The sequence below is a fragment of the Paludibacter jiangxiensis genome (assembly GCF_001618385.1).
GTDB lineage: Bacteria > Bacteroidota > Bacteroidia > Bacteroidales > Paludibacteraceae > Microbacter > Microbacter jiangxiensis.
The window spans coordinates 1041142-1062458 of sequence record NZ_BDCR01000004.1; the positions used below are offsets into that span (position 1 = coordinate 1041142).

General features: G+C 44.4%; 21 protein-coding genes. 19 read left to right on the forward strand and 2 right to left on the reverse strand.

Translation table 11 applies throughout. The features are described 5' to 3' along the window. Positions 1-33 precede the first annotated feature (33 nt). Together PJIAN_RS14395 and PJIAN_RS14400 are read left to right on the forward strand one after the other, a co-directional pair. Positions 34-1215 (forward strand): S8 family peptidase, encoded by a 1182-nt coding sequence (locus PJIAN_RS14395; protein ID WP_068706278.1) that lies wholly within the window; start codon positions 34-36, stop codon positions 1213-1215. Positions 1216-1437: 222 nt separating this feature from the next. Further along, positions 1438-1932, forward strand: coding sequence for a GyrI-like domain-containing protein (locus PJIAN_RS14400; RefSeq protein WP_068706512.1), 495 nt, complete (start codon positions 1438-1440; stop codon positions 1930-1932). Between the two features lie 46 nt (positions 1933-1978). On the opposite strand, the gene tdh is transcribed toward PJIAN_RS14400, so the two are convergent. Both tdh and kbl read right to left on the reverse strand, forming a co-directional pair. After that, on the reverse strand, positions 1979-3004 hold the full coding sequence (gene tdh / locus PJIAN_RS14405) for an L-threonine 3-dehydrogenase (protein ID WP_068706280.1): 1026 nt from the start codon (positions 3002-3004) through the stop codon (positions 1979-1981). Between the two features lie 147 nt (positions 3005-3151). After that, positions 3152-4336, reverse strand: coding sequence for a glycine C-acetyltransferase (gene kbl, locus PJIAN_RS14410; RefSeq protein ID WP_068706282.1), 1185 nt, complete (start codon positions 4334-4336; stop codon positions 3152-3154). 409 nt (positions 4337-4745) lie between these two features. Here kbl and PJIAN_RS14420 point away from each other — a divergent pair, with 409 nt between their 5' ends. The 17 genes from PJIAN_RS14420 (at position 4746) to PJIAN_RS14510 (ending at position 21216) form a co-directional block, all read left to right on the forward strand. Beyond that, on the forward strand, positions 4746-5588 hold the full coding sequence (locus PJIAN_RS14420; protein WP_068706286.1) for a prephenate dehydratase: 843 nt from the start codon (positions 4746-4748) through the stop codon (positions 5586-5588). A gap of 104 nt (positions 5589-5692) precedes the next feature. Continuing rightward, positions 5693-6871 (forward strand): pyridoxal phosphate-dependent aminotransferase, encoded by a 1179-nt coding sequence (locus PJIAN_RS14425; RefSeq protein ID WP_068706288.1) that lies wholly within the window; start codon positions 5693-5695, stop codon positions 6869-6871. 35 nt (positions 6872-6906) lie between these two features. Further along, positions 6907-7272, forward strand: coding sequence for a four helix bundle protein (locus PJIAN_RS14430; RefSeq protein ID WP_068706290.1), 366 nt, complete (start codon positions 6907-6909; stop codon positions 7270-7272). A gap of 93 nt (positions 7273-7365) precedes the next feature. Beyond that, complete coding sequence (locus PJIAN_RS14435; protein ID WP_068706292.1) at positions 7366-8430, forward strand: bifunctional 3-deoxy-7-phosphoheptulonate synthase/chorismate mutase type II; 1065 nt, start codon at positions 7366-7368, stop codon at positions 8428-8430. Positions 8431-8523: 93 nt separating this feature from the next. Next, a complete protein-coding gene (locus PJIAN_RS14440; protein WP_068706294.1) occupies positions 8524-9297 on the forward strand; it encodes a prephenate dehydrogenase in 774 nt (257 codons plus the stop codon). 310 nt (positions 9298-9607) lie between these two features. After that, positions 9608-10594 (forward strand): toll/interleukin-1 receptor domain-containing protein, encoded by a 987-nt coding sequence (locus PJIAN_RS14450; RefSeq protein ID WP_201787364.1) that lies wholly within the window; start codon positions 9608-9610, stop codon positions 10592-10594. A gap of 495 nt (positions 10595-11089) precedes the next feature. Continuing rightward, the gene (gene tnpA / locus PJIAN_RS14455; protein WP_068706302.1) at positions 11090-11539 is read left to right on the forward strand and encodes an IS200/IS605 family transposase; all 450 of its coding nucleotides are present in this window, start codon (positions 11090-11092) and stop codon (positions 11537-11539) included. A 397-nt stretch (positions 11540-11936) separates the two neighbouring features. Next, complete coding sequence (locus tag PJIAN_RS14460) at positions 11937-13097, forward strand: endo-1,4-beta-xylanase (protein ID WP_068706304.1); 1161 nt, start codon at positions 11937-11939, stop codon at positions 13095-13097. A gap of 444 nt (positions 13098-13541) precedes the next feature. Next, positions 13542-14741: a tryptophan synthase subunit beta gene (gene trpB / locus PJIAN_RS14470; RefSeq protein ID WP_068706308.1), complete on the forward strand. Its 1200-nt coding sequence runs from the start codon at positions 13542-13544 to the stop codon at positions 14739-14741. Between the two features lie 10 nt (positions 14742-14751). Beyond that, positions 14752-16158, forward strand: coding sequence for an anthranilate synthase component I family protein (locus tag PJIAN_RS14475; protein ID WP_068706310.1), 1407 nt, complete (start codon positions 14752-14754; stop codon positions 16156-16158). 104 nt (positions 16159-16262) lie between these two features. Continuing rightward, positions 16263-16856, forward strand: coding sequence for an anthranilate synthase component II (locus PJIAN_RS14480; RefSeq protein WP_068706312.1), 594 nt, complete (start codon positions 16263-16265; stop codon positions 16854-16856). A 53-nt stretch (positions 16857-16909) separates the two neighbouring features. Beyond that, positions 16910-17905: an anthranilate phosphoribosyltransferase gene (trpD, locus tag PJIAN_RS14485; protein WP_068706314.1), complete on the forward strand. Its 996-nt coding sequence runs from the start codon at positions 16910-16912 to the stop codon at positions 17903-17905. Positions 17906-18065: 160 nt separating this feature from the next. After that, the gene (trpC, locus tag PJIAN_RS14490) at positions 18066-18839 is read left to right on the forward strand and encodes an indole-3-glycerol phosphate synthase TrpC (RefSeq protein WP_068706513.1); all 774 of its coding nucleotides are present in this window, start codon (positions 18066-18068) and stop codon (positions 18837-18839) included. Between the two features lie 72 nt (positions 18840-18911). After that, positions 18912-19517, forward strand: coding sequence for a phosphoribosylanthranilate isomerase (locus PJIAN_RS14495; RefSeq protein WP_236714415.1), 606 nt, complete (start codon positions 18912-18914; stop codon positions 19515-19517). Positions 19518-19548: 31 nt separating this feature from the next. Beyond that, positions 19549-20325: a tryptophan synthase subunit alpha gene (gene trpA, locus PJIAN_RS14500; RefSeq protein ID WP_068706318.1), complete on the forward strand. Its 777-nt coding sequence runs from the start codon at positions 19549-19551 to the stop codon at positions 20323-20325. 206 nt (positions 20326-20531) lie between these two features. Further along, positions 20532-20921 (forward strand): hypothetical protein, encoded by a 390-nt coding sequence (locus PJIAN_RS14505; RefSeq protein ID WP_068706320.1) that lies wholly within the window; start codon positions 20532-20534, stop codon positions 20919-20921. 7 nt (positions 20922-20928) lie between these two features. After that, positions 20929-21216, forward strand: a complete 288-nt coding sequence (locus PJIAN_RS14510) for a DUF4491 family protein (protein ID WP_068706322.1) — start codon at positions 20929-20931, stop codon at positions 21214-21216. Positions 21217-21317: the final 101 nt, after the last annotated feature.

Sequence of the window (21317 nt, forward strand, 5' to 3'; positions counted from 1 at the left end):
GTTATTTCTCATCAACTTTTATCCGATTTCACAATGATTAAGCACAACTTTTATCTCATTCTGTGCATAGCCGGAATGTTTATGGCAGGATGCACAACTAAAACAGACGTTGCATTCATCGATCAGACGGATGCGTCTTCCATCACTGCGCTCGATGTAGCCAATAAGTACATCGTGGTATTCAAAGAGAAGGTCAACCTGCAAGCTGCAGATTTTCCCACTCGTAATGCCAGTGTAAAAGCAAAAGCCTACGGACTCCTCAAGAAATACGGAATTTCAGGCGACATTGAAGAAGTGTACGAATCCTCCATCAACGGATTCGCCGTAAAAATGGCTCCCGGACAGGCAAAGAAAATGGAAATCGACTCACTCGTAAAATGGGTGGAAGCAGATAAAATCATTGCACTTTCACCCATAGAAATGCAAGGAAAACCTGGCGGAGGAGGCACAAACCAACCGCCACAACAAACGCCATGGGGAATTACACGCGTTGGTGGAGGAATCAATGCCACAATTTCAGGGACTGCCTGGATAATTGACACAGGCATTGATTTCACCCATCCCGATCTGAACGTCGATCAAACCAGATCTCGCGCATTTCTGAGCAAATCGGCCTCCGCTGCCGACGAAAACGGTCACGGAACTCATGTTTCGGGTATTGTGGCAGCAAAAAACAACACCATCGGAGTGGTTGGAGTAGCTCCCGGAGCCACACTGGTATCTGTCAGAGTACTGAACAAAAGCGGTAGCGGAACAACTTCCGGTGTAATTGCAGGAGTAAACTATGTTGGTGCAAATGGCAAAGGCGGCGATGTGGCCAATATGAGTCTGGGAGGAGGGGTATCAACCTCATTAGACGCAGCTGTAATAGGAGCTTCTTCCGCAGTGAAATTTGTTCTTGCAGCTGGTAATGAGTCGGACGATGCCATCAATCACTCGCCGGCACGGGTCGAAGGTTCAAACATCTATACCATTTCAGCCATGGATAAAACCGATACCTGGCCCTATTTTTCCAACTATGGATCGGTGGTAGATTTTTGTGCTCCAGGCGTTGCTATTTATTCCACTTATAAAGGAAGTTCTTATGCAACACTTTCAGGTACTTCAATGGCAACTCCGCATGTCACCGGTCTTCTGTTATTGGGAGAAATTAAAACTGATGGTACAGTCATCGGTGATCCGGACGGACATCCGGATCCGATAGCTCATCATTAAATAGACAAGTCCCGGAAAATTGAAGTGAACCCCAAAGTTTGGACAAAAAACTTTGGGGTTTATTTATGAATAAAAAACAATCCTTATCTGGCTTAGCGACACTTGAAAATCAAGCACCTTTCTTTAGCTAAGCTTATAAATGCGTACTCCCTGTAAAAACATGTAGTATATTTGCAGGCCCTTTTTCAACAAATCAACGTTCAAAACCCGAAACATCATCTGATGACAACTTATAAAATAGACCCCGTCATTAAAACAATTCCAGAAAAGAAGCTGATCGGCATACATAGATCAATGACACTGAGCAACGATACAACATTTGAATTATGGCGATCATTAATGCCCCGAAGAAAAGAAATTTCAAATGCTCTGAATCCGGATCTGATTTCGATGCAGCTATTCGGCAAGCCTCTGATTGACGGATCATTTACACAGGAGACTCCGTTTGAAAAATGGGCTGCGATTGAAGTTACCGATTTTGAAAATATTCCGGTTGGCATGGATTCCTATATCGTACCTCCCGGCCTCTACGCCTGCTTTGCATATAAAGGAGCTGCCAATGAAGCACAACCTACAATACAATATATTTACCAAGAATGGCTTCCCGCGTCAGGATATAAACCGGACAACCGCCCCCACATCACCGTCATGGGAGACAAATACAAAGGGAATGACCCCGATTCGGAAGAAGAATTCAGAATACCCATTGTGCTGTAAAAAAAACGGGAGAATGTTATCACTCTCCCGTTTCTGTTCATATCACTTATTCCCAGTTTAGGATCACTTTTCCGCACTCGCCTTTTTCCATCACATCAAAACCTTTCTGGAAATCATTGACTGAAAAACGGTGGGTAATAATCGGAGTCAGGTCGATGCCGGTAATCAGCATCTGCTCCATCTGGTACCAGGTTTCCCACATCTCGCGCCCATAAATACCTTTCAATGTCAACGCTTTGAAGATAATCTTATTCCAGTCGGCTGCGGTGGAATTAGGCAGAATTCCGAGCAACGCAATCTTCGAACCGTTATACATATTATTGACCATACTCTTGAAAGCTGCCGGTGATCCTGACATCTCCAGTCCGATATCGAACCCGTGCATCTTCAGGTCTTTCACAGCCTGCTCAATGGTTTCTCCCTGAGAGAGATTGACAGTCAGCGTGGCACCCATTTTCTTCGCAATCTTAAGGCGGTATTCACTCAAATCACTCACCACGATATTGCGGGCGCCGGCAAAACGGCAAATAGCTGTAGCCATCGAACCGATCAGCCCTGCGCCGGTAATCAGTACGTCTTCTCCCAACAAGGGGAACGACAGGGCCGTATGTGTGGCGTTACCGAACGGATCCATGATGGCTGCCATATCGTCGGTAATACGGTGATCGAGTTTTACCACATTTTGAGCCGGAAGCGAAAGATATTCAGCAAAAGCGCCGTCGCGATTTACTCCCACTCCAATGGTATTTTCGCACACATGCAGTTTGCCCCGGCGGCAGTTACGGCAATGTCCGCAGGCAATATGTCCTTCGCCGGTCACCCGGTCGCCGATCTGGATATTACGCACCCCGCGCCCCTTATCGACCACCTCGCCCACATATTCGTGTCCAATGGTCATCGGGGTTTTGATGGTTTGCTGCGACCATTCGTCCCATTTGTAGATATGCAGATCAGTTCCGCATATAGCCGTTTTCTTTATTTTTATCAGCACGTCGTTAATACCCACGTGCGGCATGGGAATATCTTCCATCCAGATTCCCTTTTCGGGATGAAGTTTTACTAAAGCCTTCATGTATTTACGATTTAGTCATTTACGATTTACAATTGGAATCTGAAATTTCAAGATCTCTGATTTCAAATTCAGCCTCTCTGAGTTTCTGTTCAAGATTGCAGATTCCATTTTCAAATTTCCACATTCTCAAATTTTCAAATTAAATTCTCAAATTACCTTCAGTTCTTTTCCTATCTTGGTGAACGCAGCGATTGCTTTGTCTAAGTGTTCGGTTTTGTGCGCAGCCGACACCTGTACGCGGATGCGAGCCTGACCCTGAGGCACAACAGGATAATAGAATCCGGTTACATAAATGCCTTCCTCAAGCATTTTGGCTGCAAACTCCTGCGACAAGCGGGCATCGTACAACATCACCGCACAAATGGCCGATTCGGTCGGCTTGATATCGAAGCCGGCAGCTTTCATGCGCGACACGAAATAGTCGGTATTGGCATGCAACTTATCCTGCAATTCGTTGGTTTCGTCCATTATCTCAAACATTTTGATGCCTGCCGCAGCTACTGAAGGCGGCAGCGAATTGGAGAAGAGATACGGCCGCGAGCGTTGACGCAACAGATCGATAATCTCTTTTTTGCCGGTTGTAAAGCCACCGATAGCACCACCGAAAGCTTTTCCGAGCGTACCGGTAATGATTTCCACCTTACCGCGCAGATCAAACCGTTCAGTTACTCCTCTGCCTGTTTTACCGACCACGCCAGCAGAGTGCGACTCGTCCACCATCACCATGGCATCGTACCTGTTTGCCAGTTCGTAGATTTTATCCAACGGAGCCACGTTGCCATCCATAGAGAAAACGCCGTCGGTAACCACCAAACGAAAACGACACGATTGCGCTGCCTGTAACTGTTTTTCAAGATCGGCCATATCGGCATTTGCATAACGGAAACGCTGCGCTTTACACAAACGTACTCCGTCGATAATGGAAGCATGATTCAGAGAATCGGAGATGATTGCATCTTCTTCGCCCAGCAGAGGTTCAAACACGCCGCCGTTGGCATCGAAGCAGGCTGCATACAAAATAGTATCTTCCGTACCGAAGAACTGAGCAATCTTCGCTTCGAGGGCTTTATGAGTATCCTGCGTGCCGCAAATAAAACGAACAGAGGCCATTCCGTAACCTCTGGCATCAAAAGCCTGCTTTGCCGCCTCAATCAATTGCGGATTGTTAGCCAACCCTAAGTAATTGTTAGCACAAAAGTTGAGCACTTTATGCCCATTCACCTCTATTTCAGCTCCCTGAGCCGATTTAATAATTCTTTCATTTTTATACAACCCGGCCGATTGTATGGCAGAAAGTTCGCTCTGAAGATGTTGTTGAAATTTAGAATACATTATATTTCAATATTTTATAGTTTGAGATCAAGATCCGTTGACTTGGACAAATTTACAATTTAATATATATGGTTGTTCTGCAATTGCTCACTTTTTAAGACAAATCTTGCATTTTTCATTCCTCTAAAAGGATAATAAGGTTCGATTATTTGCTCAATTATAAAATAAAAACAGGCACAGGAAAAATATTTATCGTTTTTCTTGGTGGATTTATAATAAATTCCTACTTTTGCACCCGAAAACATAACGATTTTGTTGATGACACAATATTTCTCATATTACTTTTTTTACTTTTACTTTTTTAGCCAAAGTAAGAGCGGGAGTTTGTGTCTTAACCATAAGTAATCAATTTTAAGGTTGTTCAAAAATCCCGCTCACACAGCGGGATTTTTTTTTAATTATAACTCATATGGTAAAAGTAGCTATTCAAGGGATTGCAGGTTCGTTTCACGACATTGCCGCACAATGTTATTTCGGTAAAGAAAACATCGAGTTGGTACCCTGCACCACATTCAAGGATCTGTTTGCCTGTCTGACAGAAAACGCATCCATGGTGGGCATCGTGGCAATTGAGAATACTATTGCAGGCAGCTTGCTTCCAAACTACAATTTACTGAGAGAAAGCAGACTGACCATTATCGGCGAACACAAGCTTCGCATCCGCCACAATCTGGTGGCTATGCCGGGACAAACCATCGACGACATCAAAGAGGTTCATTCTCACTACATGGCATTGTTGCAATGCGAAGAGTTTCTGGCAGCTCATCCACATATCAAGCACGTGGAAGCCGAAGATACTGCTGCCGAAGGGCTCCGCATATCGGAGGAAAAGGCAATGGGACAAGCCGCTATCTGTAGCAAATATGCCGCCGAACTGTTCGGACTGGAGATTCTGGCAAAAGGGATTGAGACCAACAAGCATAATTTCACCCGTTTTCTGATTATCGGCAACGAAATTATGCGCGACAAACTGGCCGGAGACCGTGAAAAGAACAAAGCATCGCTCGTTTTTTCATTGCCTCACGAAGAGGGCAGCCTCTCCAAAATTCTCACCATCCTCTCTTTTTACAACATCAACCTTACCAAAATACAGTCATTACCGGTTGTCGGTCACGAATGGGAATACCTCTTTTATATCGATGTCAAGTTCAACGACTTCGTCCGATACCGCCAATCGCTTGATGCCATTATTCCACTGACCAAGAAACTGAGGATTTTGGGCGAATACGCCGAAGGAGAACAGACAATCTAATTTAGGAATTTGGAGATTTGAAAATTTGGAAATGTAGTCTGAAATCTTGAAACTCCCGATTTCAATTGTAAATCGTAAATGAATAAATTGTAAATAAACAACATATGTCACTAAATATCAAGCCGGCCAACCGGTTAAACACCGTCAGCGAATACTATTTCTCGAAAAAGCTTCGCGAAATAGACGAAATGAACAAAGCAGGCAAGAACGTTATCAGTCTGGGAATTGGAAAACCCGACCTGCCTCCTTCCGAAAACACCATCAAGGCGTTGAATGAAGAGTCGCTCAAACCGGATGTTCATGGTTATCAGAGCTACATCGGTATTCCCGAGCTGCGCAAAGGCTTCGCCGACTGGTATCAAAAATGGTTCGGTGTGGAGTTGAATCCGGCAAACGAAATCCAACCGCTCTTCGGATCGAAGGAGGGCATTCTGCATATTTCGCTGGCATTTCTCAATCCGGGCGACGGCGTACTGGTTCCCAATCCGGGCTATCCGACCTACATGTCGGTAAGCCGCTTAGCCGAAGCCAACGTCATCAGTTACTATCTGGACGAAAACAACGGCTGGCAACCCGATTTTGAAGCGCTCGAAAAACTCGATCTGAGCAATGTAAAACTGATGTGGGTGAACTATCCCAACATGCCGACCGGTGCACCGGCCACCAAAGAGCTGTTCGACAAGCTGGTAGCCTTCGGCAAAAAGCACAGCATCGTTATTTGCAACGACAATCCCTACAGCTTCATCCTCAACGAAAACCGTCTAAGCCTGTTGGCTGCCGAAGGGGCAAAAGATATTTGCATCGAACTCAATTCCATGAGCAAATCGCACAACATGTCGGGCTGGCGTATGGGCCTGGTGGCCTCCAATCCTCAGTTTATCGAATGGATTCTGCGCGTGAAGAGCAATATCGACTCCGGCATGTTCCGCCCCATGATGGTGGCCGCTGCCGAAGCATTGAAAAATACGGAAGAGTGGCACCGCGAAAAAAATATTGAGGTTTACCAAAAACGCCGGGTTATTGCAGAGAAGATAATGCAACAAATGGGTTGTACCTTTGACCCCAAACAGGTGGGCATGTTCCTTTGGGGTAAAATCCCTGACCAATACAAAGATGCAGGCGAACTGGCCGACAAAGTACTGTACAATGCGCATGTATTTGTGACACCCGGATTTATCTTCGGCGATAAGGGCAATCGCTATGTGCGATTGTCACTCTGTGCCACCGAAAAAATGCTGGAAGAATCGCTGGAACGCATCTGCAAAGTACTCAGTACACAGTAAACAGTACGCAGTGCCGACATCATAACACTCAACTTATGTTTAAAAATCTAACATCGTTGAAAGCCTATCAAATGGCATATCGTTTAGCCTTAGATATTTATGAACGAAGCAAACAATTTCCAAAAGAGGAACAATATTCTCTTACCGATCAGATTCGAAGGAGTTCCCGCTCTGTTTGCACAAACATTGGCGAAGCGTATCGCAAACGACTATACGAAAAGCATTTTATATCAAAACTTTCGGATGCGGACGGCGAATGTACGGAAACGTTGATATGGCTTAATTTTGCAAAAGATTTTCAATACATTACGGAAGAAGAATTCAAAGAATACATTGAGCAATACGAACAAGTAGGCAATTTAATTGGCTACATGATGTCTCATCCCGAAAAATTCAGATAACAAAAAACACTATAGAAGCAGATTTACTGAGTACTGCTGACTGCGTACTGAGTACTTCCTAAAATAACGAATCATAATAATAAATTGAACGATATGGATTTACAACCAATTTTCGAACCGATTACCGAAGAGAACCGTCCTTTGGTGATTGCCGGCCCCTGTAGCGCCGAAACAGAAGAACAAACCGTGGAAACGGCTAAACAACTTGCCTCAAAAGGCATTAAAATATTTCGTGCCGGCATTTGGAAACCCCGTACTAAACCGGGTGGATTTGAAGGCATTGGCAGCGAGGGGCTTTCCTGGCTGCAAACCGTAAAACAGGAAACCGGCATGTTGACCGCCACCGAAGTAGCCACCGCCAAACATGTGGAAGAAGCGCTCAAAGCCGGAGTGGACTTGTTGTGGGTAGGAGCCCGCACTACCACCAATCCGTTTGCCGTACAGGAAGTTGCCGACACATTGAAAGGAGTGGACGTCCCTGTATTAGTTAAAAATCCGGTCAACCCTGATATTGAGTTATGGATCGGGGGATTAGAACGTATCTACAACGCAGGTATCCGCCGCCTGGGGGCTATCCACCGCGGATTCAGCACCTACGACAAAACCATCTACCGCAATACACCCCAATGGCACATCCCCATCGAGTTGCGCCGTCGTCTGCCCGAGGTGCCCATCATTTGCGACCCGAGCCATATTGGTGGCCGTCGCGAACTGATCGCTTCCATCTCGCAACAGGCGCTCGACCTCAACTTCGAGGGCTTGATCATCGAATCACATTGTACGCCCGACGACGCATGGAGCGATAAAAACCAGCAAATCACACCCGACGTACTGGCCGAAATCCTCACACACTTAGTAGTTCGCAAAACCAACCAGACCACCGAAGACTTGTCTATTCTCCGCCGTCAGATCGACGATTTGGACAACAAGTTGCTGGAAGTGTTGGCAAAACGTTTCCGTGTGTCGCGCGAAATCGGAACTTACAAGAAAGAGCACAACATGGCTGTTCTACAGACAGTTCGTTACGACGAAATTCTGAAAGACCGTATCGCTCAGGCCGAAAGCATGGATATTAATGGCGAATTTATGAAAACCGTACTCGAAGCCATCCACGAAGAGTCAGTACGGGTACAGCTCGAACTGATCAATAAAAAATAAAAATCATAGTTGTAAGTGGTAAGTGATAAGGTATAAGTCGGTCTACAAACCGATTTACTTATCACTTACAACTTATCACTTATCACTACTATCATGCGCATTTTGATTCTCGGAGCCGGAAAGATGGGCTCCTTCTTTACTGACGTACTGAGTTTTCAGCACGAAGTGGCGGTATACGATGCCGACCCTAAGCGCCTGCGTTTTGTCTACAACACCATCCGCATGTCGCAATTGGAGGAAATCAAAGAGTTTGATCCCGAACTGGTTATCAATGCGGTGACCATCAAACACACGCTGGAGGCATTTAAAAACGTCATGCCTTTTCTTTCTAAGAATTGTATACTGTCCGATATTGCTTCGGTAAAAACCGGACTGCCCGAATTTTACCAGAACTGCGGTTTCCGTTTCGTGTCGTCGCACCCCATGTTCGGCCCCACCTTTGCAAGCCTGAGCGACCTCTCCACGCAGAGCGCCATCATCATTGCCGAGTCCGACCACCTGGGCAAGGTATTCTTCAAAGACCTCTACAGTTCATTGAAACTGAACATTTTTGAATACACCTTCCGCGAACACGACGAAACAACGGCCTACTCGCTCTCCATTCCGTTTGCTTCCACACTGGTATTCGCCTCGGTGATGAAGCACCAGGAAGCGCCGGGCACCACCTTCAAGCGCCATCTGGCCATTGCCCACGGACTGCTGTCGGAAGACGATTACCTGCTGCAGGAGATACTCTTCAACCCCTACACGCCGGAACAGTTGACCAACATCCGCGAAGAGCTCGGTAATCTGCTCGACATTATCGAACACAAGGACGCCGACCGCATGAAGGCCTACCTAAAAAAAGTACGGGAAAATATTCAGTAAGCGTTACGCAACCAACCGTACACCGTAGAGACGTTGCATGCAACGTCTCTACACAATCCCCAATCAGCGAATCATGAAAATGGTTCGCTTTTTTGTTTTTATTCGTTTCGTGCTGCCCTACCTGTTAATTCAACTATTTTTACATAAAGATTTCCTACATTTGTACTATGAATATATAGCAATTGATGCACGTATTGCATATATCCACTATAAGAGATATGTGCAACAAATAACGAGTAAGTTGCACATATATTTTGTTAGCAACAAGCGTAAGAAACCGCAGAATAGACATGATAAGATTTAATATATAATGAGACAAACCAAATTTGATATAGCCCTTTCATTTGCAGGAGAACAAAGAGAATATGTAGACCAAGTTGCTAATATTTTAAATCAAAAAGGAATATCAACTTTCTATGACAAATTTGAAGAAGCAAATCTATGGGGTAAAAATTTATATGATTATCTTTCTGATGTTTACATGAATCAAGCGAGATATACAATAATGTTTATCTCCAAAGATTATAGTAAAAAATTATGGCCAAATCATGAAAGGCAATCTATGCAAGCAAGAGCTTTTCAAGAAAGCTCAGAATATGTACTTCCTGCAAAATTTGATGATACAGAAATACCTGGAGTTTTACCAACAACTGGATATATAAGTCTTCAAAATAAAACTCCTGAAGAATTTGTCTACATTATTGAGAAAAAACTCATATTCAGCGGAGGAACTATACCGAGCGAGAATATACGTAGTGCCTTGTCTACAATCATTACAATTCCCAAAACAGAACCGAAGAACATAAGATTAACTGTAATGTCTGATAATAATCCAGTAGAGAGCGCCCAAGTATGTTTAATTGCAGATAATGGAACAACTTTAAACGCGACTACTGATAAAGAAGGGAATGCTAACTTTCATGTTGTAACAAGGAGATTATATTCTGTTCTAGTGGCACATCCTAAATATTCGTCCGCAATATTAGAGCAATTTGATACAACTGAAGATTTGAAAATAACATTAAAGTCTGTTGAAAATATTGGTTCAATTATTTGTAGTAGCACATGCTATATTAACGGTTTACAAGGTAGATTAAACCCAATTCTTGATTCGCCTAGAAGATATTTTTATGCTGATAATATAGCAATTGAAGGAGGAAAGGAGCAACCTGTAATGTTTGAACTTAATAAACCAGTACAAGTTGAGGACTGTAACGGTGTAATTATGAATCTAATTTTCAGATTTATGCGAGCAAGAATGTCTCTGATTGATTATGTAAAACCAATATTTGAATAATAAACGCCAGTTGCCAACACATACTCATAAACAATTGGAGTTTAAGTGGTTTGGCGCGCGTCGCTCTCGTTTGCATGCTTTCTGCTCGGTTGATAGGAAAGCGTCCACGAAGTCCCCAACTGCTTATAGCTTCATCCGTTAAACCGTATTCCCTGACAGCTCAGATTTTTGCTGGCGCGCTTTTCTAGAGCGTGCCCATTTCATGAAACTAAGTACGGAATAAAGTCCTGCCTTACAGGCAGAAGTCGTGCTTCAGCCTTTTACCGTAGGTCTACGACCCACGGTTATGAAAATCTAGTCTTTCAGACTTTGGAATAACGTTCGTCAGCAACACAAACACAGAAGCGAATGACTTGAAAATCAAACATTATCTATCATCAGCAGCAGACACAAATGACTTGAAAAGTCGAATTTCCATAACCGTAGGTCGAAGACCTGCGGAAGAACAGAATACCAAACTGATTTGCCTGAAAGGCAAGACAAATATTTAACCCCATGAGTTACACACGTTTATTATACCACATCGTATTTCGGACAAAAGATAGTAAAAACACCATCCCGGAAACCCATGAGAAGGAGTTATACGCCTATCTTATGGGCATTATCAACAACAAAAAATCGACGCTGTATCGTATTGGAGGCACAGCCAACCACATCCATCTACTGATAGACCTGCATCCCACCATTGCACTATCCGATTTTATGAAAGAATTGAAAGAGTACTCCAGTAAATGGATGGCTAAGAACCCGAACTTTCCTCACTTTGAAGGCTGGGCGGTTAGCTTTGCCGGCTTTACATACAATCTGAAGGAGAAGGAAACTATCATAAACTATATCAAAAACCAGAAAGAACACCACAAATCGGTTTCATTCGAAGAAGAATTTCGCAGTTTTTTGATAGAAAACGGTGTGGAGATCGATGAGCGTTACTTTCTGAAAGAGTGATGCAGTCCTGCCTTACAGGCAGAAATTGAGGGTTGCCTTCTACCGCAGGTCTGCGACCCGCGGTTATGAAAATCCGGTCTTTCAGACCATAGACAAACACCCTGCAGCAACATACAGACGGTAACGACTTGAAAAGTCGAAACTCGTATCACCCCATAGGAATAACATTCGCCAGCGCTACAAACGCAGAAGCAAATGACTTGAAAAGTCGAATCTTCATAACCGTAGGTCGAAGACCTGCGGATGTACATATTCTCAGGTTCATTTGCCTGAAAGGCAAGACTAAAAGATGATGCAGCAATGCGAGTCGGAACTCCGTTTGGCAATAGTCGCATAAGTTCGTATTTTTGCAGGGAGACACTTTCATTTCCAACCATCCGAAAATCCACTCCCATTCATGAAAAAGACGCTACTGTACATCGCCTGCGCACTATTGCTGGCCAATACCATCACCGCTCAAACCGGCACCAAAACTACTCCGACATTGAAAGATGCCTACAAAGGCGCTTTTAAAATCGGCTGCTCCGTCAACGATGCGATCGTCAGGGGTTCTGACTCTATCTCACGGCGGTTGGTACTTCAGCAGTTCAACGCCATTACCCCCGAAAACGTACTGAAAGCCGAGACCGTGCACCCAACTCCGGATGTCTGGAATTTTGCACCGGGCGATGCCTTCGTCAAGATGGGAGAAGTCAATCACCTGTTTGTTGTGGGGCACACGTTGATTTGGCACAACCAAACGCCCGACTGGTTTTTCAAGGATGCAGCAGGACACCCGAGGTCGCACGACGTCATGGTGGAACAGATGCGCAGCTACATTGCCACGGTAGTAGGAAGATATAAAAACCGCATCAACGCGTGGGACGTGGTCAACGAGCAGATAGACGAAAACGGAGCTTACCGTTCCACTGCCTGGGTAAACGCCATCGGTAACGGAGACGAGCTGATGAAACTGGCCTTTAAATTTGCCCACCAATACGCGCCGGATGCCGAGCTCTATTACAACGACTTCAACGTGTGGCGCCCGTCAAAGCGCGACGGCATTGCCCGCATGGTGCGTATGCTCAAAAAAGAGGGAATCCGCATCGACGGCATCGGTATACAGGGCCACTGGGGACTTAATTTCCCCAAAAAAGAATACATCGAAGCGGCCATCGATACCTTTGCCACGCTGGGCGTGAAGGTGATGATAACCGAACTGGATGTGGATGTATTGCCCATCACCAAAGAGGGACAGTTGATCGGCAAAATAATGAATGACCCACAATGGCAACACGAAGAGTTCAAAGCATTCCTTGATCCGTATCGCAACGGCCTCCCCGCCGATGTGGAGAAGCAACTGGCCGACCGCTATGCCGAACTGTTCGGCATCTTCTACAACAAACGCGACAAGATAGACCGCGTTACCGTGTGGGGATTGCACGACGGCATGTCGTGGAAAAACGACTACCCGGTTCCAGGCCGCATCAATTATCCTCTGCTCTATAGGCGCGACAAGACTCCTAAACCGGCTTTGGAAGCTGTATTGGCCGTACCGGAAAAGGCAAAAAAGCAATAATGCAAATCGGCAGTCGTATTATCCACATGTCATACGACTTTCAAATCAACACCCAAACACGCAATAAAACAGCAAAAAGTAATTTTTTTGAAAAATTTCCGACGAATTATTTGTCGGTTCAAAAAATAACTCTACCTTTGCCCTCACGAAACAACGAAAGTATGTCATTTCAAGCAGTAAATAAATTTTGGTGGTGGCGCTTACAACTTCAAAAAAGTCGTGAGTAGCATCGTCGCATATCTGTTTGAACACTAAATATCATTATTAGGTAAAAAGATAAAGCCCGTCGCAATCACGACGGGCTTTTTTTGTTTTCAAAAATGGTGCACACAGAGAACACTGAACTGACAGACAAACCCTGAAAATATTTCAAAATACAAATACAAGCATAACGAAAACCAGAATTATCAATCAATTTCTTTCTGCAAATTCCGTGTATTTCGAATGCAAAACAGACTCAAAACTATGAACTACGATGTAAATGAAAACGGTTACTACGGCGAATTCGGCGGAGCTTACATCCCCGAAATTCTCCATGTCAATGTTGAAAATCTGAGGAATAACTATCTGAAAATTCTTAGCGACCCCTCATTTCAGGAAGAGTTCAACGGTCTGATGCGCGACTACGTGGGTCGTCCTTCTCCACTCTACTTAGCAAAACGGTTGTCGGAAAAGTACGGCGCAAAAATCTACCTCAAACGTGAAGACCTCAACCATACCGGGGCACATAAAATCAACAACTCGCTGGGTCAGGTACTTTTGGCCCGCCGCATGGGTAAAACCCGCATCATTGCCGAAACCGGTGCCGGTCAGCACGGGGTGGCCACCGCAACAGTTTGTGCACTGCTCAACATGCCTTGTTTTGTCTACATGGGCGCCCTCGATGTGGAACGCCAACATCTCAACGTTCAGAAAATGGAGATGCTGGGAGCAACGGTAGTACCCGTGCACAGTGGCAACAAAACCTTAAAAGATGCCACCAACGAGGCCATCCGCGACTGGTGCTGCAACCCTGAGGATACCTACTACGTGATCGGTTCCACCATCGGTCCGCACCCCTACCCCGACATGGTTGCCCGCCTGCAATCGGTAATCAGCGAAGAGATGCAAAAACAGTTGCTGGAACACGAGGGACGCGACTATCCCGACTATATCGTTGCCTGTGTGGGAGGTGGAAGTAACGCTGCCGGCGCATTTTATCACTACCTGCACAACGACAAGGTAAAATTGATCGAAGCAGAAGCTGCCGGCAAAGGGATCGACACACCTTACTCTGCCGCCACCATTCATTTGGGACGCGAAGGAATTATCCACGGCTGCCGCACGCTTATTATGCAATCCGAAGACGGACAGATCGAAGAGCCCTACTCCATTTCGGCTGGTCTTGACTATCCGGGCATCGGACCAATACACGCTTATCTGGCTAAGACAAAACGGTCGACTGTACTCGCCATTACCGATGACGAAGCGCTGGAAGCAGCATTTTTGCTCACCAAAATAGAAGGCATCATTCCTGCAATGGAATCGGCTCACGCCCTGGCGGCACTCGAAAAACTGACCTTCAAACCCGACGATGTGGTGGTAGTCAACCTTTCGGGACGCGGAGACAAGGATATGGAAACTTACATTGCCAATCAAAAATAACGACATACTTATGCAAACAAATATCAGAACATATTCAAAGAGACTGTTGGGTGATCTTCACACTCCGGTTTCCATTTATCTGAAAATAAGGGATATTTACCCGGAATCGGTGTTACTCGAAAGCTCGGATTACCACGGAGGAGAAAACAGCTACTCGTTTATCGGACTGCGCGCCGCGGCGAAATTCATTGTCGAAAACGGAGCCATTTCGGAATATTATCCAAATGGAACGATCGTTCGCAAGGAAATCGATAACAGCTATCCGCTGCCCGAACACCTGAATGCTTTCGTCAAATCATTTGAGATCAAGGAGAACAATAACCATCTACCTTTCAACGGATTTTTCGGTTTCACGGCTTATGACGCGGTCCGTTATTTCGAGAAAGTAGACATTGTTCCCGACAAAAACGAAGCGCAGGTTCCCGACATGTATTACATTCTTTACAAATACATTATCGTGGTGAATCACTTCAAGAACGAACTCGAAATTATCGAAAACCTCTTCGATGGTGAACAAAGCGAGATAGACGACGTAGCCGGATTGCTTGACAACCGCAATTTTGCATCGTACAACTTCGAACCGATCGGCACCGAAAGTTCGAATATGAGTGACGAAGATTACCGCCAGTCGGTAGAAAAAGGGATTCAGCACTGCAAACGCGGCGATACGTTCCAGATTGTCCTTTCTCGCCGCTTCAGCCAACCTTTTGCCGGAGACGACTTCAAGGTGTATCGCGCACTGCGCTCCATCAATCCCTCGCCCTACCTCTTTTATTTCGATTTCGGATCGTTCCGTATCTTCGGCTCTTCGCCCGAAACGCACGTTCAGATCAAAAACGGCAAGGCCTATATCGACCCCATCGCCGGCACCTTCCGCCGTACGGGCGATGACGACAAAGACCGTCAGTTGGCCGAAGCGCTACTTAAAGATCCAAAAGAGAACGCTGAGCACGTGATGCTGGTAGATCTGGCCCGCAACGACCTGAGCCGCAACACCTCGGAAGTCGGACTGGAAATTTACAAAGAGGTACAATTCTATTCGCATGTCATTCATTTAGTTTCGCGTGTGAGCGGAAAACTGCTACCAGGCGTTAATCCGATACAGCTTTTTGCCGACACATTTCCGGCCGGAACGCTCTCGGGAGCACCCAAAGTACGCGCCATGCAATTGATTAACGAAATAGAACCGACCACCCGTGGTATTTATGGAGGTTGTATTGGCTACATCGGCCTTAACGGTGATATCAACCAGGCAATTACTATCCGTACGTTCCTGAGCAAGAACAATTCGCTTTACTATCAGGCAGGAGCCGGAATCGTTGCCAAATCGGTACCCGAAAGCGAACGACAGGAGGTAAGCAACAAACTCGGCGCACTGAAAACCGCTATCGACATGGCAGCAACGTTGAAAAATTAATTTGAAAATTTGAAGATTTGAGAATGTGAAAATTTAATCTGCAAAAACATGCAGAACATATTAAAAGCAATATTCTTTAGTCTTTGCTCTAAAAAAAACAAGCAATGAAAAAACTACTGATATTTGACAATTACGACTCGTTCACGTACAATCTGGTACATGCCGTTCGTAAACTGGGCTACACCAACATGGAGATAATCCGCAACGACAAAATCGCACTCGAAGAGGTGGATCGTTTCGATAAAATCCTTCTCTCACCGGGACCCGGAATTCCTTCGGAAGCAGGAATTCTGTTACCATTGATAAAAAAATATGCACCGACCAAATCGATTCTGGGCGTTTGTCTGGGCCATCAGGCCATTGCCGAAAGCTTCGGTGGAACGCTCGAAAACACCTCAGAGGTGTTTCATGGAGTAAGCACGCCTGTACACGTGGTCGATCCCGATCTGCTGTTCGACGATATGCCGACCACCTTCGATGCCGGGCGTTATCACTCGTGGATTGTGAGCCGTGACGGTCTGCCCGAATGCATCCGCGTAACTGCTGAATCAAGCGAAGGAACCATTATGGCATTAAGACACAAGGAGTACGATGTTCGCGGCGTTCAGTTCCATCCCGAATCGGTACTCACGCCGCTGGGAGAAACTCTGATTGCCAACTGGTTGAAAGCCCCGCAATTTAACAATCTGACAATATAAAAATATGCCAATCGAACGTTCAAAATTAAACTTTGAACATTAAACTTAAAGCAATGAAAGAAATTCTATACCGCCTTTTTGAACACCAGTACCTTGGCCGCGAAGAGGCCAAAACCGTACTGACCAACATGGCCGAAGGCAAATACAGCGAAGCTCAGATTGCTGCCTTTGTTACCGTTTACCTAATGCGCAGCATCACCGTCGACGAACTGATCGGATTCCGCGAAGCCCTGCTTGACATGCGCGTCCCGGTTGACCTGAGCGAATACAACCCCATAGACATCGTAGGTACGGGTGGCGATAACCACAACACCTTCAACATTTCGACACTGAGTTGCTTTGTAGTGGCCGGAGCCGGCTACAAAGTGGCCAAGCACGGCAACTTCGGAGCCACCTCGGTAAGCGGAGCCTCCAACGTAATGGAACAACACGGAGTAAAATTCACCAACGACAACGACCGGTTGCGACGTTCCATCGAAGAAACGAACATCGCCTACCTTCATGCACCAATGTTTAACCTGGCACTGAAAACCGTGGCGCCGGTGCGCAAAGCCTTACAGGTACGCAGCTTTTTCAACGTACTCGGCCCGTTGGTGAACCCCATTCAACCAAAACGCAACATGTTGGGGGTATTCAATCTGAAAATGGCACGTCTCTACTATTACCTCTACCAGCAAACCGGCGGTGATTTCTCTATCGTGCACAGTCTTGACGGATATGACGAAATTTCATTGACCAGTGACTTCAAAGTAATCACCAAATCCGGAGAAAAAATGTACACTCCAGAGTCTCTCGGCTTTGAACGAATTGCACAAGAAGCGCTCGATGGAGGGAAAACTCCCGAAAATGCCTCCCAAATTTTCGATAATGTACTTAACAACACGGCTACTCCGGCACAGAAAAACACAGTCATCGTCAACGCAGCATTCGCTATACAGACGATTAATCCTGAGCTTTCGATAGAAGAGTGCATTGATCAGGCAAAAAAATCGGTAGAAAGTGGAGCAGCATTGAAAATATTGAAAAAATTTGTAGCTTTGAACAGTTAAAACATCATCACTGTTCAATTGTGATTTTTTGTGATTTCATTCTATATTTATAATACATGATTTAAATGATTAATATTGTAATTATCAAATATAACAATTATAACCAAAACTAATAGACCAACCTAAATCTATACCAAGCTACAAACACCCAACACTTATGATTATGAACATTCTGGAAACTATCATCGCAAAGAAACAACTCGAAGTCGCAACCGGAAAAGAGAACGGCTATCTTGAATCACTGAATAAAATAAACCGTTCCCACCTATCGCTAAAGAAAGCGTTGGAGACCTCATCAACAGGCATTATTGCTGAATTCAAACGCAAATCTCCCTCAAAAGGATGGATTTACCCGGACGCAGACGCAACTGAAATACCTTCTGGATATGAAAAAGCAGGTGCCACTGCGTTATCCATTCTCACTGACGAGTCGTTTTTCGGAGGCTCACTAAAAGATCTGCAAACAGCTCGACCTTTAGTAAACATCCCCATACTTCGAAAAGACTTCATCATTGACCCGTATCAGCTGCATGTAGCCAAAACCATTGGAGCAGACGTAATTCTTCTCATAGCAACTGCGCTTGACAAAAAATCGTGCGCTTCACTTGCCAAGGAAGCCAAAAGCCTCGGACTGGAAGTTTTGCTCGAAATTCACGAAGAACCAGAACTCGAATATATTACACCCGATATTGACATCGTCGGCATCAACAACCGCAATCTAAAATCGTTTGTAACCGACGTCGAAACCTCTTTTCAACTGGGAGAAAAAATACCCGACGGATACCTGAAAATATCCGAAAGCGGAATCAGTGATCCCCACACCATCAAGGAATTACGGGCGGCAGGATTCAAAGGATTTCTTATCGGAGAAACCTTTATGAAAGACGATAATCCGGCACAAGAACTGGCTAAATTCATCAACGTTTTGGATTAAGCTTGTTGACAAACAAGCATATCAACCCCGAACCTAACAACAAAAATGGACATTCAAATAAAAGTATGCGGAATGAAATACCCTGAAAACATCAGGGATGTAATTTCACTACACCCTGATTATATGGGATTTATATTTTATTCCAAATCACAACGCTTTGTTGAGGAACTCGATCCGGAAACACTGAAACAAATCCCTGAAAGCATTTGCAAGGTTGGAGTTTTTGTCAATGAAAATGCGCTAAACATCTTTCGGATTGTACAAACTTACGGGCTCAATGCGGTTCAGTTACATGGCAAAGAAAACCCTGCAACATGCCGGATTTTGCGTCGCAAACGACTGAAGGTAATCAAAGCCCTTAGCATTTCTAAAGCTGACGATCTCCTTGTAACAGAGGATTATCAGACATGTTGCGACTATCTTTTATTTGACACGAAGACACCTCTGCATGGAGGGTCAGGACAACAATTCGACTGGAGCATTCTTCACAGTTACACCGGAAGGGTACCTTTTTTTCTAAGTGGAGGCATCGGACCTGATGATGCTGAACGCATAAAAACCCTCTCCCATCCACGATTGAAAGCTATTGATATCAATAGTCGATTTGAAACCGAACCCGGACGAAAAGATACAAAAACATTGGCTGCTTTTGTGAATAAAATCAGAAAAGAACAATAAAACACTGATTATTAATACTGAACATATAGAAATGAATCGTTTAACTACCCTTTTCCTCAACAAACAAAAAAACATTCTCTCCGTATATTTCACGGCCGGATTTCCAAAACTGAATGACACGACCGAAATTTTAAGAGAACTACAAAAACAAGACGTTGATTTAGTTGAAATAGGAATTCCATTTTCTGACCCCATGGCGGATGGCCCTGTAATTCAACAAAGCAGCCAAACAGCACTCAATAACGGCATGTCAATCAAAGTTCTTTTTGAACAACTGAAAGACATCCGCAAGAGTATCAAAATACCTTTGATTATGATGGGCTACCTTAACCCAATCATGCAGTATGGATTCGAGGCATTTTGCAAAAGCTGCAAGGAAACCGGCATCGACGGACTCATCATTCCTGACCTGCCTTTCAATGAGTACGTAAGCGAATTTAAGCCTATTGCCGACAAATACGGAATCTCAATTGTCATGCTGATCACTCCGCAAACATCAGAAGAAAGAATCAGGCTGATCGACAAACAAACCAACAGCTTCATTTACATGGTTTCATCCGCCTCAACCACCGGGGCACAAAGCAACTTCAACGATGACAAGCAGGCTTATTTCCGCCGCATTCACGACATGCAACTCCGCAATCCACTCCTGATTGGATTTGGAATCTCCAACGCAAAAACCCTCCAAACAGCATTTACCAACGCCAGCGGAGGAATCATAGGCAGCCAGTTTATCAAAGAATTACAACAATCGCCTAACAACATTGCAAGTGCAGTATCATCACTCCGCACAACACTTGAATTGTAATCATCATCATCCATATTTATCAAGGCCGGACATCTTTGTTCCGGCCTTTTTATTCGAACAAGAGACACAAGCCCCAAATTTTATGTTTCATTAATTAATTTATATTAATATGTTTCAGTTTTACAAAATACAAATAAATATCTTTTAATTAGAAATTCTGGTCATCCATCATTATCTTTGTAAATATTTATCTTAAACTAGCCAAAATGAAACCAAAATCTGTTCGTAACCATCGGGCTCTGTTTGTCATGTCCATAATCATGCTTAGCAGCGCTTTTATTCATGGGCAAAACACGCATGAACAAGGGAATCCTGCCTTTATAATAAAGGGCAAATCGGCTTCAAATCTGATTTACATACCAAATCAGGAAAAATATTACCAGTTTAAGATCTACAAAAAAAAGAAAGTCGACAACGATTATATACTCTCTGCAACGATCAATAGTTCCGAAAATGCATCCACTAAAAACCCTTACAGTGCAACATGGACAGATCAGGAAGAAGGCTCGACGGATGTCGACTATAAAATAGAAGCTTACAGCAGAATCGGATCGAAAATATGCGATATGCATGTAATCTGGCAATGTTCAAAATAATTTACTTATGCTTTTTGACGGACTTATCATAGGCTTAGCCTCATTTCTTATAATCGGGTTATTTCACCCGTTAGTGATTAAAGGAGAATATTATTTCGGAGTAAAAATATGGCCGGTCTTTCTTATTGTCGGCTTAATCTTATGCGGAGCGTCTTTGTTTCCCGGGAATTTCGTCGTGCGGGCAATACTTGCCGTCACAGGTTTCTCCTCCCTTTGGAGTATTCTTGAAATATTTGAGCAGCGAAAGCGGGTAGAAAAAGGCTGGTTTCCCAAAAACCCCAATCGAAAATATTAATCAACAGAGCTATTTCTCAGTCAATTCTAATCGGAATATTGCCCATTTAGATTGACATTTACTTCTCAACTCATTGTTGTAAGAAGAAACTGTGCGTGCTC

Bases quoted from the DNA above. Each gene is read 5' to 3' on its own strand.
- PJIAN_RS14395 (WP_068706278.1), top strand. From the start codon at position 34: ATGATTAAGCACAACTTTTATCTCATTCTGTGCATAGCCGGAATGTTT.
- PJIAN_RS14400 (WP_068706512.1), top strand. From the start codon at position 1,438: ATGACAACTTATAAAATAGACCCCGTCATTAAAACAATTCCAGAAAAG.
- tdh (WP_068706280.1), bottom strand. From the start codon at position 3,004: ATGAAGGCTTTAGTAAAACTTCATCCCGAAAAGGGAATCTGGATGGAA.
- kbl (WP_068706282.1), bottom strand. From the start codon at position 4,336: ATGTATTCTAAATTTCAACAACATCTTCAGAGCGAACTTTCTGCCATA.
- PJIAN_RS14420 (WP_068706286.1), top strand. From the start codon at position 4,746: ATGGTAAAAGTAGCTATTCAAGGGATTGCAGGTTCGTTTCACGACATT.
- PJIAN_RS14425 (WP_068706288.1), top strand. From the start codon at position 5,693: ATGTCACTAAATATCAAGCCGGCCAACCGGTTAAACACCGTCAGCGAA.
- PJIAN_RS14430 (WP_068706290.1), top strand. From the start codon at position 6,907: ATGTTTAAAAATCTAACATCGTTGAAAGCCTATCAAATGGCATATCGT.
- PJIAN_RS14435 (WP_068706292.1), top strand. From the start codon at position 7,366: ATGGATTTACAACCAATTTTCGAACCGATTACCGAAGAGAACCGTCCT.
- PJIAN_RS14440 (WP_068706294.1), top strand. From the start codon at position 8,524: ATGCGCATTTTGATTCTCGGAGCCGGAAAGATGGGCTCCTTCTTTACT.
- PJIAN_RS14450 (WP_201787364.1), top strand. From the start codon at position 9,608: ATGAGACAAACCAAATTTGATATAGCCCTTTCATTTGCAGGAGAACAA.
- tnpA (WP_068706302.1), top strand. From the start codon at position 11,090: ATGAGTTACACACGTTTATTATACCACATCGTATTTCGGACAAAAGAT.
- PJIAN_RS14460 (WP_068706304.1), top strand. From the start codon at position 11,937: ATGAAAAAGACGCTACTGTACATCGCCTGCGCACTATTGCTGGCCAAT.
- trpB (WP_068706308.1), top strand. From the start codon at position 13,542: ATGCAAAACAGACTCAAAACTATGAACTACGATGTAAATGAAAACGGT.
- PJIAN_RS14475 (WP_068706310.1), top strand. From the start codon at position 14,752: ATGCAAACAAATATCAGAACATATTCAAAGAGACTGTTGGGTGATCTT.
- PJIAN_RS14480 (WP_068706312.1), top strand. From the start codon at position 16,263: ATGAAAAAACTACTGATATTTGACAATTACGACTCGTTCACGTACAAT.
- trpD (WP_068706314.1), top strand. From the start codon at position 16,910: ATGAAAGAAATTCTATACCGCCTTTTTGAACACCAGTACCTTGGCCGC.
- PJIAN_RS14495 (WP_236714415.1), top strand. From the start codon at position 18,912: ATGAAATACCCTGAAAACATCAGGGATGTAATTTCACTACACCCTGAT.
- trpA (WP_068706318.1), top strand. From the start codon at position 19,549: ATGAATCGTTTAACTACCCTTTTCCTCAACAAACAAAAAAACATTCTC.
- PJIAN_RS14505 (WP_068706320.1), top strand. From the start codon at position 20,532: ATGAAACCAAAATCTGTTCGTAACCATCGGGCTCTGTTTGTCATGTCC.
- PJIAN_RS14510 (WP_068706322.1), top strand. From the start codon at position 20,929: ATGCTTTTTGACGGACTTATCATAGGCTTAGCCTCATTTCTTATAATC.